A 12,909-nucleotide genomic window follows, 5' to 3' on the forward strand; every position below is an offset into this window, starting at 1 on the left:
CGTGAGCAACGACGCGGCCACCGAGACCCAGGCGCTCGACGGCCCCCGGCAGGAGCCGCCCGCGCTGGGTCTGGGCGCCTCACTCCCACCGGCCGACGCCCGCGCCAAGACCGAGGGCACCTTCCCGTACGCCGCCGACCTCTGGGCCGAGGGACTGCTGTGGGCGGCGCTGCTGCGCTCACCGCACCCGCACGCCCGGATCCTGTCGATCGACACGAGCGCGGCGGCGGAAATGCCGGGCGTACGGGCCGTGGTGACCCATGTCGACGTCCTCGGCGACCCCTCCTACGGAAGGCTCGTCGCCGACCGCCCCGTCTTCGCCTCCGAGGTCGTACGCCACCACGGCGAGGCCATCGCCGCCGTCGCCGCCGACCACCCCGACACCGCGCGCCTGGCCGCCGCCGCCATCGCCGTCGAGTACGAGATCCTGGACCCCGTCACCGACCCGGAGAAGGCGTTCGAGGCGGAGCCGCTGCACCCCGACGGCAATCTGATCCGGCACATCCCGCTGCGCTACGGCGACCCGGACCTCACGGGCGACGTGGTCGTCGAGGGCCTGTACCGCATCGGCCGCCAGGACCCGGCCCCCATCGGCGCCGAGGCCGGACTCGCCGTACCGCGCCCGGACGGCGGCGTGGAGATCTACACCGGCTCCACCGACCCGCACACCGACCGCGATCTGGCCGCCGCCTGCTTCGGCCTCGACCCCGACCAGGTGAAGGTCGTCGTCACCGGCGTCCCCGGCGCCACCGGCGACCGCGAGGACCCCGGCTTCCAGATCCCGCTCGGCCTGCTCGCGCTGCGCACCGGCTGCCCGGTGAAGCTGGCCGCGACCCGCGAGGAGTCCTTCCTCGGCCACGCCCACCGGCACCCGACGCTGCTGCGCTACCGCCACCACGCCGACAGCGAGGGCCGGCTCGTCAAGGTCGAGGCGCAGATCCTGCTCGACGCGGGCGCGTACGCGGACGCGTCGTCCGAATCCCTCGCGGCGGCCGTCGCGTTCGCCTGCGGCCCGTACATCGTCCCGCACGCCTTCATCGAAGGCTGGGCCGTACGCACCAACAACCCGCCCTCCGGCCATGTCCGGGGCGAGGGCGCGATGCAGGTGTGCGCCGCGTACGAAGGCCAGATGGACAAGCTGGCGGCCAAGCTCGGCATCGACCCGGCCGAACTGCGCCTGCGCAACGCGCTGGCGACCGGCGACATCCTGCCCACCGGGCAGACGGTGACCTGCCCGGCGCCCGTCGCCGAACTGCTGCGCGCCGTACGGGACTTCCCGCTGCCCGCGCTGCCCAAGGACATCCCCGAGTCGTCCTGGCTGCTGCCGGGCGGCCCGGAGGGCGCGGGCGAGCCCGGCGCCGTACGCCGGGGCGTGGGCTACGCGCTCGGCATGGTCCACATGCTCGGCGCCGAGGGTGCCGACGAGGTCTCCACGGCCACCGTCAAGGTCCATGACGGCGTCGCCACGGTCATCTGCGCGGCCGTCGAGACCGGGCAGGGCTTCTCCACGCTCGCCCGCCAGATCGTCCAGGAGACGCTGGGCATCGAGGAGGTCCACGTCGCCTCGGTCGACACGGACCAGCCCCCGGCGGGCCCCGCCACGCACGGCCGGCATACCTGGGTCTCCGGCGGCGCGGTCGAGCGCGCGGCGAAGATGGTCCGTACGCAGTTGCTCCAGCCGCTGGCGCACCAGTTCGGGATGTCGACGGAGCTGCTTCAGATCACCGACGGAAAGATCACCTCCTACGACGGTGTGCTGTCGACCACCGTCACCGAGGCGATGGACGGCAAGGAACTGTGGGCCACCGCCCAGTGCCGCCCGCACCCCACCGAACCGCTGGACGACTCCGGCCAGGGCGACGCGTTCGTCGGGCTCGCCTTCTGCGCGATCCGCGCGGTCGTGGACGTCGACATCGAACTCGGCTCGATCCGCGTCGTGGAGATGGCCGTCGCGCAGGACGTCGGCCGGGTTCTCAACCCGGCGCAGCTCGCGACCCGTATCGAGGCGGGCGTCACCCAGGGCATCGGTACGGCCCTGACGGAGAACCTTCGTACGACACGCGGTCTGGTACGCCGCCCCGACCTCACCGGCTACGCACTGCCGACGTCCCTGGACGCGGCGGACATCCGGATCGTCAAACTGGTCGAGGAGCGCGACGTGGTGGCCCCGTTCGGCGCGAAGCCGGCGAGCGCGGCGCCGGTGGTGACCTCCCCGGCGGCGGTCGCGGCGGCGGTACGCGCGGCGACGGGCCGCCCGGTGAACAGGCTGCCGATCAGGCCGCAGTCGGCCGTGGTGACGGCGGGGGCGTGAGGGTGGAGGCGTGAGGGTGGGCGCGCCGGGGCGATCGTGAGAGAAGGCCCCCTCCTGAAGAGGAAGCCTTCCGACGAGACCTTCTTAGGAGGCCGTGGCGGGAATCGAACCCACGTAACTCGATTTGCAGTCGAGCCCCTGAACCACTCGGGCACACGGCCGTGTGCGTAGCGCTGACCCGACCGTAGGCGGGCCGACGTACGCCCCTCAAGAGGGCGGCGCACCACGCAACACGACTGCCACACGCCGTTCATGGGGGACCTAGGCCCAACGGACCAGGACGTCCGCGACCAGCGACAGGGCCCAAAGGGGTCGACGCCCCTTACCCTGAGTCCATGACCGCCCTGGACCCGAGCGACGCCGAGGTCGCCACCGAAGCCACTCCACCCGCTGCCGCCGGCCAGGACGGCATCCTCGGCAGGACCCACCGGGGCTTGAGCATCGGCATCATCAGCGTCGTCCTGCTGATCGCCTTCGAGGCCACGGCGGTCGGTACGGCGATGCCGGTCGCCGCGCGCGAGCTGCGGGGCGTCTCGCTCTACGCGTTCGCCTTCTCCGCGTACTTCACCACCAGCCTCTTCGCGATGGTGCTCTCCGGGCAGTGGGCCGACCGCAGCGGCCCGCTGAGGCCGCTCGTCACCGGGATCACCGCCTTCGCGGTCGGCCTGCTCCTCTCCGGCACGGCCGGCGCCATGTGGCTGTTCATCGCGGGCCGCGCGGTCCAGGGGCTCGGCGGCGGGCTGGTGATCGTCGCGCTGTACGTCGTGGTCAGCCGCGCCTACTCGGAGCGGCTGCGGCCCGCGATCATGGCCGCGTTCGCCGCGAGCTGGGTGATCCCCTCGGTCGTCGGACCGCTCGCCTCCGGCACCGTCACCGAACACCTCGGCTGGCGCTGGGTGTTCATCGGTATCCCGGTGCTGGTGGTGCTGCCGCTGGCGACCGCGCTGCCGGCGATACGGCAGATGGCGAGCGGGCCCGCCCAGCCCGCCGACCCATCGGAGTCCGTACCGGCCTTCGACCGGCGCCGGATCCGTCTCGCGCTGGCGATCTCGCTCGGCGCGGGGCTGCTCCAGTACGCGGGCCAGGACCTGAACTGGTGGTCCCTGCTGCCCGCCGCGGCCGGTGCCGCGCTGATCGTTCCCGCCGTCCTCGGCCTGCTGCCGCGCGGCACCTACCGGGCCGCCCGGGGCATGCCGTCGGTCATCCTGCTGCGCGGTGTCGCGGCGGGCTCCTTCATCGCGGCGGAGAGCTTCGTGCCGCTGATGCTGGTCACCCAGCGGGGCCTGTCCCCGACGATGGCGGGGCTCTCGCTGGCCGTCGGCGGCGCGACCTGGGCACTCGGCTCGTACATCCAGTCCCGCCCCCGCATGGAGCCGCACCGCGAACGGCTGCTGATGGCCGGCATGGTGCTGGTCGCCGCCGCCATCGCCGCGGCGCCGGCCGTGCTGATCGAGTCGGTCCCGGTGTGGACCCTGGGCGTCGCCTGGGCGGTCGGCTGCCTCGGCATGGGCGCGGTGATCGCGTCCACGAGCGTGCTGCTGCTGAAGCTCTCACCTCCTGAGGAGGCGGGCACGAACTCCGCCGCGCTCCAGATATCCGACGGCCTGTCGAACGTCCTGCTGCTGGCGGCGGGCGGCGCGGCGTTCGCGGCCCTGGGCGGCGGCGCGGTGGGCGCCCACGACCTCACCTCGGCCGACGCCTCCCACCCGGCGGCGTTCGCGGCGGTGTTCCTCCCGATGGCGGCGGTGGCGCTGGCGGGGGTGTGGGTGGCGACGAGGGTGCGGGTGCGGTAATTGGTACCGCTGAGGCCCGATCCGTCGATACCGTTCCGGTATGACCATGAACCTGCGTCTCCGTGACGACCAGGAAGAGGCGCTGAGGCGCCAGGCCGAGACGGAGGGGCGCACTGTGCAGTCGATCGTCCAGGAAGCGGTCGACCGCTTCCTGGAACAGGAGGGGGATCGTGCCGCCGTCCGCCGAATCGGTGCCAAGTACGCGGTAAGCCATGCCGATCTGCTGCGGCGGCTGGGGGAGTAGGCACATGAAGTACCTGACCGTCGAGGAGAGCCTCGACCTCGCGGAACTCGGCTGCGACGGGCAGCGGATCGCGGTCCGAGACCTCGGTCTGCTCAACTCGGCGACGCACCGCCCCGAATCGCGGATGTTCGGAGTCGAGGCGTACCCGGACCTCTTCGAGAAGGCCGCGGCGCTGCTCCAGTCACTGGCCGTGAACCATCCGCTGGTGGACGGGAACAAGCGGATGGCCTGGATGTCGACGGCTGTCTTCCTCGACGTCAACGGTACCGAGATGATCGACATCGATCAGGACGCGGCGTACGAACTGGTCATCGGTGTGGCCTCCGGCACGATCAGGGAAGCCGGCGAGATCGCGCGGCGACTGCGCGCTCTGCACGACGGTATGTGACCCGGGTCGCACCTGGCCGGCCCCGGCTTGTTCGTACGAGGTTCGGGCCGGGCCGCCGGTAGGGTGGCCCGGTTGTCGTATCTGAGCCTGGGGCCCGGTCCGTTACCGAGCCCCCCGCCCCAGCCCGTGCACCCGAGCGTCCGCGAACCGGAGACCGTGACTACTACCGCCTCCCACCACCTCTCACCCGCCTTCCCCGGCCGCGCCCCCTGGGGCACCGCCAACAAGCTGCGCGCCTGGCAGGAGAAGGCGCTGGGGCGCTATCTCCAGGAGCAGCCGCGCGACTTCCTCGCCGTCGCGACCCCCGGCGCCGGGAAGACCACCTTCGCGCTGACCCTCGCGTCCTGGCTGCTGCACCACCATGTCGTGCAGCAGATCACCGTCGTCGCGCCGACCGAGCATCTTAAGAAGCAGTGGTCGGACGCCGCCGCGCGGATAGGGATCAAGCTCGACCCGGAGTACAGCGCGGGACCGCTGAGCAAGGAGTACCACGGGGTCGCCGTGACGTACGCGGGCGTCGGCGTACGCCCCATGCTCCACCGCAACCGCTGCGAGCAGCGCAAGACCCTGGTGATCCTCGACGAGATCCACCACGCCGGTGACTCGAAGTCCTGGGGCGAGGCGTGTCTCGAGGCCTTCGAGCCGGCCGCCAGGCGGCTCACGCTGACCGGCACGCCGTTCAGGTCCGACACCAACCCGATCCCCTTCGTCACGTACGAGGAGGGCAACGACGGCATCCGCCGATCGTCCGCCGACTACACCTACGGATACGGCAACGCGCTGGGCGACGGCGTCGTGCGCCCCGTCATCTTCCTCAGCTACAGCGGCAACATGCGCTGGCGCACCAAGGCCGGTGACGAGGTCGCCGCCAAGCTCGGCGAGCCCATGACGAAGGACGCGATCTCGCAGGCGTGGCGCACCGCGCTCGACCCGCGCGGCGACTGGATGCCCAACGTGCTGCGCGCCGCCGACCAGCGGCTGACCGAAGTACGCAAGTCCATCCCGGACGCCGGGGGTCTGGTCATCGCCAGCGACCAGGACTCGGCGCGCGCGTACGCCAAGATCGTCCGCGAGATCACCGGGACGAAGGCGACCGTCGTGCTCTCCGACGAGGCCGCCGCCTCGCAGCGCATCGACGACTTCAGCGCGAGCACGGAGCGCTGGATGGTCGCCGTACGCATGGTGTCGGAAGGCGTCGACGTACCACGCCTGGCGGTCGGCGTGTACGCCACGACCATCTCCACGCCGCTGTTCTTCGCGCAGGCAGTCGGCCGTTTCGTCCGCTCCCGGCGGCGCGGCGAGACCGCGTCCGTCTTCCTGCCCACCATCCCCAACCTCCTCGGCTTCGCCAACGAGATGGAGCTGGAGCGCGACCACGTCCTCGACAAGCCCAAGAAGGAGGGCGAGGACGACCCGTACGCCGAGTCCGAGAAGGAGATGGCGGAGGCCGAGCGCCAGGAGGACGAGGACACCGGCGAGCAGGACATGCTGCCCTTCGAGGCGCTGGAGTCCGACGCGGTCTTCGACCGGGTGCTGTACGACGGCGCCGAGTTCGGCATGCAGGCGCACCCCGGCAGTGAGGAGGAGCAGGACTATCTCGGCATCCCCGGCCTCCTCGAGCCCGACCAGGTGCAGATGCTGCTCCAGAAGCGGCAGGCCCGGCAGATCGCGCACAGCCGCAAGAAGCCGGACGCCGAGGCGGATCTGCTGGAGCTGCCGGCCGACCGGCGCCCCGTGGTCTCCCACAAGGAACTGCTCGAACTGCGCAAACAGCTCAACACGATGGTCGGCGCGTACGTCCACCAGAGCGGCAAGCCGCACGGAGTGATCCACACGGAGCTGCGCCGGGTGTGCGGCGGACCGCCCAGCGCGGAGGCGACCGGGGGCCAACTCCGCGAGCGGATCCGAAAAGTCCAGGAATGGGCGACCCGGATGCGCTGAGCGCGAAGGTTTTTTTCGCGCCTGTCGAACCCCGTTTCGACGTCCGAGACGTCTCCGTGAAGCGCTTCCGAGAGGTTTCTACGCGCGTCCATTCATGGGAAATCGGATGAATAGTCAGCGGGTACCCCTTTTCGCCGCTTGTTGTGGCGCGAACAGGGAGCAACTGGCCGCCCATGACCGGATTCTGGACGAGGTCTTCCGCTGAGCGGTACGGATAAGTAATGTCCCGGCAATACATACGCGCCGTGGCAGCACCGCCGCGGAGCGCAGCCGGTGCGCCATGGCCTGCCTGGCGGCTCACTCCGAAACTCCGAAGGAGAGGGCGTCGTGACCGCGGAGACCTCCCAGACGCTCGACCGGGGACTGCGCGTCCTCAAACTGCTCGCCGACACCGACCACGGGCTGACCGTCACCGAGTTGTCCAACAAACTCGGCGTCAACCGCACCGTCGTCTACCGCCTTCTCGCCACCCTGGAGCAGCACGCGCTGGTCCGCCGCGATCTGGGCGGACGCGCCCGAGTGGGTCTCGGGGTGCTGCGCCTGGGCCGCCAGGTGCATCCCCTCGTACGGGAAGCGGCGCTGCCCGCCCTGCGCTCGCTCGCCGAGGACATCGGCGCGACCGCCCATCTCACGCTCGTGGACGGCGCCGAGGCGCTGGCCGTGGCCGTCGTGGAGCCGACCTGGACGGACTACCACGTCGCGTACCGCGCCGGCTTCCGGCACCCGCTGGACCGGGGGGCCGCGGGCAAGGCCATCCTGGCCGCGCGGCAGGGCTCGTACACCGAGGCGCGGTGCACGCTGACCCACGGCGAACTGGAGGCGGGCGCGAGCGGCGCCGCCGCCGCGCTCGTGGGGGTGACCGGGCTCGAGGGCAGCGTGGGTGTGGTGATGCTGGCCGACTCGGTGCCGGAGCGGGTGGGCCCGCGCGTGGTCGACGCGGCGCGCGAGGTGGCGGACGCACTGCGCTGAGGGCGGCGGGGCCCGGGGATTCGGGTGCCCGTGGGGCCGATAGATTGGCGCTGTGCTCTCTCGTCTCGCCGGTCTCTCGCGTCCCCGCACCCTCGCCCTGTCCGCGGTGCCGATCGTCGCGCTGCTCGTCGTCGTCGGCGTGGCCCCGCTGCCGTACGCGGTGGCCCAGCCCGGCCTGACCGCGAACGTCCTCGGCGACTACCGGGGCACCCCCGTCATCTCGATCGAGGGCGTGCCGACCCGTAAGACGCAGGGGCAACTGCGGATGACGACGATCCTGGCGACGGGCCCCTCCGCCGACGTCGACTTCACCGACGTCCTCGACGGCTGGATCCGCACCGACCGCGCGGTGCTGCCGCGCGACTCCGTCTACCCGGCGGGCCAGTCCGACAAGGAGATCCAGAAGCACAACACCGACGAGATGGTGAAGTCGCAGAACTCCGCCGTGGACGCGGCACTCGCCCAACTCGGCCGCAAACGCGACTCCGTGGACGTCACCCTCCACCTCGCCGACGTCGGCGGCCCCAGCGCGGGCCTCCTCTTCGCCCTCGGCATCGTGGACATGCTCGACGGCGACGGCTCGGGCGGCGACCTCACCGGCGGCCGCGACATCGCGGGCACCGGCACGATCAGCGCGACGGGCGAGGTCGGCGCGGTCGGCGGCGTCTCGCTCAAGACCCAGGCGGCGGGCCGCGACGGCGCGACGGTCTTCCTGGTCCCGGAGCCGGAATGCGCCGACGCCCAGTCCGAACTCCCCGCCGGCATGCGGCTGATCCCCGTCAGGACCCTGAAGGACGCGGTGTCGTCGCTGAAGGCGCTGGAGCAGGGGGGCAAGGTGCCGGGCTGCTGACGTCGTCATGCCGCCGGTTCCGCACAGATGCGGCGGACGACGCGATCAGGCGTCGATGATGCCGCGTGCCGTGGCGACGCGCTGTCGGGTGCGGGTGACGTCGGCCTCGGTGTGGACGGCGCTGCGACGCACCAGCTCCTGGTAGGTGCGCACGGCCGGTTCACCGATCCGTTCGACCACTTCGCGGACATCGGTGATCCCGTCGAGTGCACCGCCACCCACGTCCACCCGCAGGGCCTGAGACCCGAACTCCCGCAGCGGTAGCCGTCGGGAACGTCGATGCCTCCCTCAACGGCTGGCGGACGGCGTAGATCAAGCGGCTTTCCCCACGCTCACGGCCGAAGGCGGGTGCACCCCGTCCGGACCGCTTCCATCAGGAGCCGGCAGAAGGACCGGCGTGGGTGGAGACCTTGTGGACCGTGGTGTCGTCGGGGTTCAGGTGTCGGCCGTCCGCGGACAGTACGTGCAGGGGGCGCAGGTGCTGTCCCTCCTGGCGGTCCACCAACTGTGAGTGTGGTTCGCCGGGGGCGAAGAAGTTCTGTTCGCCCCACTGGCGCAGCGCCACGATGACGGGAAACAGCGCCTTGCCCTTCGGAGTCAGTACGTACTCGCGGTAGGCGCTGCCGTCCGAGGCGGGGACGGATTCGAGGACGCCGCCGGCGACCAGGGCGCGCAGGCGGGCGGTGAGGATGTTCTTCGCGACGCCGAGGCTGCGCTGGAACTCTCCGAAGCGGCGGCTTCCGTCGAAGGCGTCCCGCACGATCAGCAGGGACCACCAGTCGCCGATCGCGTCCACCGACCGGGCGACGGGGCATTCGCTGTCGTCGAAGCGCGTCCTGCTCACCATGGCGTTCCTCTCTCTCATGCTGGTTGCAACATGCTACCAAGAAAGCTACCGTCGCTGCTGGTAGCAAGATGAAACCAAGCGTGTGGAGGGGTGCCGATGCCCGGCAGCGGTGAGGTCGTGGCGCGAAGCGGGGAAAGTTCCGCGTTCGCGCTGTCCCGTGGTGTCGTCCTGCTGTTCGCCGTCGCCTGCGGGGCCGCGGTGGCCAACGTCTACTTCTCGCAGCCGCTCCTGGTGACCATCGGCCACGACCTCGCCATGAGCCCGGCACTCGTCGGCAGCGTGGTCACGCTCACGCATGTCGGATACGGGCTGGGACTCTTCCTCCTTGTGCCGCTGGGCGACGTGGCCGACCGCAGACGGCTGATCGTCGCCCAGTTGCTGCTCCTGGTGGTCGCGCTGGCCGTGGTGGCCGCCGCCCGCACGGCGGCGATCCTGCTCGCGGGCATGGCGGCGACGGGGCTTCTCGCCGTCGTCACGCAGACGTTGCTGGCCTTCGCGGCATCACTGGCCCCTCCCGCCGGGCGCGGACGGGTCGTCGGTCTGGTCACCAGCGGCGTGGTCGTGGGAATCCTGCTCGCCCGCACCGTGTCCGGGCTCCTGGCCGATCTCGCGGGATGGCGCTCCGTGTACCTCGCCTCGGCGTCGCTGACCGCGCTGCTCGCCCTCGTCCTGTACCGGGTGCTGCCGCGCCACGGTGACGCCGCGCCGACAACCCTGCGCTACGGACAACTCCTGCGCTCCACGATCACCCTGTTCGCACGGGAACGACTGCTGCGGCTCCGGGCCCTGTTCGGTCTGCTGATCTTCGCCGCGTTCAGCACCCTGTGGAGCGGCGTCGCGCTGCCGCTCAGCGAGGCCCCGTACTTCATGTCGCACAGCGCGATCGGGGCGCTCGGGCTGATCGGTGTCGTCGGTGCCCTGGCCGCGACCGCGGCGGGCCGGCTGAACGACCGCGGACTCTCCCGGCGGACCACCGGCATCGCCCTGGCGCTGCTCACCGCCTCGTGGCTGCCCTTGGCCTTCACCCGCGGTTCGCTCTGGGCCCTGGTCGTCGGAGTGATCCTTCTCGACCTCGCCGTGCAGGCGGTCCATGTCACCAATCAGACGCTGATCTACGAGCTGCGCCCGGACGCGGGCAGCCGGCTGATCGGTGGGTACATGGTCTTCTACTCGATCGGCAGCGCCACCGGCGCCATCGCCGCCACCTCCCTCTATACGGTGGCCGGCTGGGGCGCCGTCTGCGCACTGGGCGCCGGGTTCAGCGGCCTCGGACTCGCGCTGTGGGCGTTCACCCGGCACATCACGCCGGTACCCGCCGCGCCGGCGCGGTGACCTTGTGCACGGTGTCCAGGTCGCGCCACACCGGGAGCAGTACCGGGCTCAGGGTGGCCAGCAGGTAGGCCGCGCCCATCAGGAGCAGGGCGGGGGACAGACCGGAGGATTCGACCAGCAGGCCCGCCGTCAAGGCGCCCAGGGGCATGGTGAGTTCGCAGCCCGCTGTCATCGCGCCGGTCACGCGGCTGCGGAGGTGGTCCGGGACGCGTTCGTACATCACCGTCGTCAGGATCGGGTTGATCATGCCGCCCGCCAGCCCCGCCGCGCCCATGACGACGGCGAGCGCCACCGTCGAGTCGGTGAGGCCCGCGACCGCGAAGCGCGGGGTGCCGCAGAGCAGGACGGCGACCGTGAGGACCGTACGGCGCCGGAAGCGGTGGCCGATCGCGCCGTACAGCAGCGCCCCCAGCAGTCCTCCGGCCCCGAACACCGCTGTCACCAGGCCCAGTTCGGCGGCGCCGCCCAGGTTCCGTTCGGCGTGGACGGGGAGCAGGACCGCGTTCCAGCCCTGGTCGATACCGTTCATGAACATCACCATGAGGACGACCGCCGCCAGCAGCCGGGTGCGCGCCAAGTAGGCGTAGCCCTCGCGCAGTTCGGTGCCGTACGTACGCAGTGACACCGGCGCCAGGCCCTTGACCGGCTGCGCTCCCCGTACGCCGCGCAGTCCGGCGCCGATCAGCAGCGCGGAGAGCAGGAATGTCAACGCGTCGAGCAGCAGGGCGACTTCGGCGCCGAGCAGCGCGATCACCAGGCCCGCGAGCGCCGCGCCGAGCATCCGGGCGCCGCGCTCGACCGCGTCGAAGAGGCTCGCGGCGCGGGTCAGCGAGGTGCCCGCGTGCTCGGCGAGATCCGGTACGAGCACGTAGCGGGCCGTGTCGCCGGGTGTGTGGGCCAGGCCGTGCAGCGCCACCAGTGCGCACAGCGTCCAGAACGGGAGCGCGTCGGCGCGGTGCAGCAGGGGGACCGCCCCGACCGAGAGCGCGCACAGCACGTCGGACACGATCGAGACGCGGCGCCGCCCGATCCGGTCGATGACCGGGCCGCCGATGAGCGCCGCGAGCACCACCGGGAGGGTGGCGCAGAAGGCCACCACTCCCGCGCGGCCGGCGCTGCCGGTGGTCTGGAGGACGAACCAGGGGATGCCGATCAGGCTCAGGGTCCTGCCTGTGGCGGAGATCGCGTTGGCGGTCAGTACGGCGGTGAGCGGCCACCGCCGTACCGGCACCGTGCTCATACGGGGCGGACCCGGGCCACCGCGGGCTGGTTGACGAGCCGCAGGCCCAACTCGACCAGCAGCCAGCCCAGTCGGGCCCGCAGGACGGGGGTGCTGTGGGGGTGGGAGTACGCGGCGGCCTCCGCGCGGAGTGCGGTGGCGCGTATCGCGTGGAGCTGGAGGTGCACATCGGAAAATGGCATGACAAATCGACCCTTCGCGCGTTGGGTGTGGTGGTGCCGGAGAAAGGGTGGGTCAGGCGTCCGGGTCGGGCGTCCGGGTCGGGCGTCCGGGTCAGGCGTCCGGGGTCAGGCGTCCGGGGTGTCGAACCTCTTCTGCGGGAACGCGTGCAGATGGATCCGTACCTGCGCCACGGACTCGTCACCCTCGGACGCCGCGCGGTCCCGGTAGCTGTTGATCAAGTCGTGTACCCGGCCGTCCAGTTCGGCCAGCAGTTCAGGGGTGAGCCGCAGCGTGAAGTCGCTGAGGTCGGCCTTGGTCGTCCAGACCTCCGGCCAGTCGTGCGTGGTGGCCAGCCAGGTGCTCAGCTCCTGGCCGTGGATGGAGGCGGTCTCGTGGATGAAGGTGCTCAGCGCCCCGCGTACCTCGGGGTTGGGGTCGTGGTACAGCGCGTTGTCGACCATGACCCCCTTGTCCTCCGCCTTCCACCACCGCTCCCGGCCCTTGCCCCGCTCGGGGTCGTCCGCGACGAACCCGTGGTTCGCGAGCTGCCGCAGGTGATAGCTGGTGGCACCGCTCGACTCGCCCAGCCGCTCGGCGAGTTGGGACGCGGTGGCCGGGCCGTAGTGCCGCAGGGCGACCAGCAGCCGCATCCGCAGGGGATGCGCGAGGCCGCGCAGCGAGCGCGGGTCCAGGGTGCGGACATCAGGCTCGGGTGTGAAGGCGGTGCCGGGGGAGGGAGAGGGGACGTCGGGGGTCTCGGACATGGGACTAGCGTAGACATGCAAAGAAGTAGTTGCAAGGGATTCTTTGCAACTACTTCTTTGTAAGTCGG

At 71.4% G+C, this 12,909-nt stretch carries 13 protein-coding genes and 1 tRNA gene; 8 read left to right on the forward strand and 6 right to left on the reverse strand.

Going from position 1 to position 12,909, the window contains the following annotated elements; genetic code table 11:
* The first annotated feature begins 1 nt into the window (after position 1).
* Positions 2-2,311, forward strand: coding sequence for a xanthine dehydrogenase family protein molybdopterin-binding subunit (locus OG329_RS27485; protein ID WP_405802045.1), 2,310 nt, complete (start codon positions 2-4; stop codon positions 2,309-2,311).
* Positions 2,312-2,400: 89 nt separating this feature from the next.
* Here OG329_RS27485 and OG329_RS27490 read toward each other — a convergent pair.
* A tRNA-Cys gene (locus tag OG329_RS27490) sits at positions 2,401-2,472 on the reverse strand.
* 174 nt (positions 2,473-2,646) lie between these two features.
* On the opposite strand from OG329_RS27490, the gene OG329_RS27495 reads away from it, so the two are divergent.
* From OG329_RS27495 to OG329_RS27520, 6 genes are all read left to right on the forward strand, one after another.
* A complete protein-coding gene (locus OG329_RS27495) occupies positions 2,647-4,104 on the forward strand; it encodes an MFS transporter (protein ID WP_405798936.1) in 1,458 nt (485 codons plus the stop codon).
* A 40-nt stretch (positions 4,105-4,144) separates the two neighbouring features.
* Positions 4,145-4,348: a CopG family transcriptional regulator gene (locus tag OG329_RS27500; protein ID WP_405798938.1), complete on the forward strand. Its 204-nt coding sequence runs from the start codon at positions 4,145-4,147 to the stop codon at positions 4,346-4,348.
* Positions 4,349-4,352: 4 nt separating this feature from the next.
* Positions 4,353-4,736, forward strand: a complete 384-nt coding sequence (locus OG329_RS27505; protein ID WP_405798940.1) for a type II toxin-antitoxin system death-on-curing family toxin — start codon at positions 4,353-4,355, stop codon at positions 4,734-4,736.
* 156 nt (positions 4,737-4,892) lie between these two features.
* A complete protein-coding gene (locus tag OG329_RS27510) occupies positions 4,893-6,677 on the forward strand; it encodes a DEAD/DEAH box helicase (protein WP_405798942.1) in 1,785 nt (594 codons plus the stop codon).
* Positions 6,678-7,004: 327 nt separating this feature from the next.
* Positions 7,005-7,646 carry an IclR family transcriptional regulator gene (locus OG329_RS27515; RefSeq protein WP_382563253.1) on the forward strand — a complete coding sequence of 214 codons (642 nt, stop codon included), beginning with the start codon at positions 7,005-7,007 and terminating at the stop codon, positions 7,644-7,646.
* A 52-nt stretch (positions 7,647-7,698) separates the two neighbouring features.
* Complete coding sequence (locus tag OG329_RS27520) at positions 7,699-8,496, forward strand: S16 family serine protease (protein ID WP_405798943.1); 798 nt, start codon at positions 7,699-7,701, stop codon at positions 8,494-8,496.
* A 45-nt stretch (positions 8,497-8,541) separates the two neighbouring features.
* Here the strand turns inward: OG329_RS27520 and OG329_RS27525 are convergent, their stop codons facing one another.
* Both OG329_RS27525 and OG329_RS27530 read right to left on the reverse strand, forming a co-directional pair.
* Positions 8,542-8,718 (reverse strand): hypothetical protein, encoded by a 177-nt coding sequence (locus OG329_RS27525; protein ID WP_405798945.1) that lies wholly within the window; start codon positions 8,716-8,718, stop codon positions 8,542-8,544.
* 151 nt (positions 8,719-8,869) lie between these two features.
* Positions 8,870-9,343, reverse strand: coding sequence for a winged helix-turn-helix transcriptional regulator (locus OG329_RS27530; protein ID WP_405802046.1), 474 nt, complete (start codon positions 9,341-9,343; stop codon positions 8,870-8,872).
* 96 nt (positions 9,344-9,439) lie between these two features.
* Between OG329_RS27530 and OG329_RS27535 the strand changes: the two genes are divergently transcribed.
* Complete coding sequence (locus tag OG329_RS27535) at positions 9,440-10,675, forward strand: MFS transporter (RefSeq protein WP_405798947.1); 1,236 nt, start codon at positions 9,440-9,442, stop codon at positions 10,673-10,675.
* On the opposite strand, the gene OG329_RS27540 is transcribed toward OG329_RS27535, so the two are convergent.
* The 3 genes from OG329_RS27540 to OG329_RS27550 form a co-directional block, all read right to left on the reverse strand.
* On the reverse strand, positions 10,644-11,915 hold the full coding sequence (locus OG329_RS27540) for an MFS transporter (RefSeq protein WP_405798949.1): 1,272 nt from the start codon (positions 11,913-11,915) through the stop codon (positions 10,644-10,646). The genes OG329_RS27535 and OG329_RS27540 overlap by 32 nt on opposite strands.
* Positions 11,912-12,097: a hypothetical protein gene (locus OG329_RS27545; RefSeq protein WP_405798951.1), complete on the reverse strand. Its 186-nt coding sequence runs from the start codon at positions 12,095-12,097 to the stop codon at positions 11,912-11,914. Before OG329_RS27545 ends, OG329_RS27540 begins: the two co-directional genes overlap by 4 nt.
* 105 nt (positions 12,098-12,202) lie before the next feature.
* Positions 12,203-12,841 (reverse strand): ArsR/SmtB family transcription factor, encoded by a 639-nt coding sequence (locus OG329_RS27550; protein ID WP_405798952.1) that lies wholly within the window; start codon positions 12,839-12,841, stop codon positions 12,203-12,205.
* Positions 12,842-12,909: the final 68 nt, after the last annotated feature.

This window comes from Streptomyces sp. NBC_01506, assembly GCF_045040295.1.
Classification (GTDB): domain Bacteria; phylum Actinomycetota; class Actinomycetes; order Streptomycetales; family Streptomycetaceae; genus Streptomyces.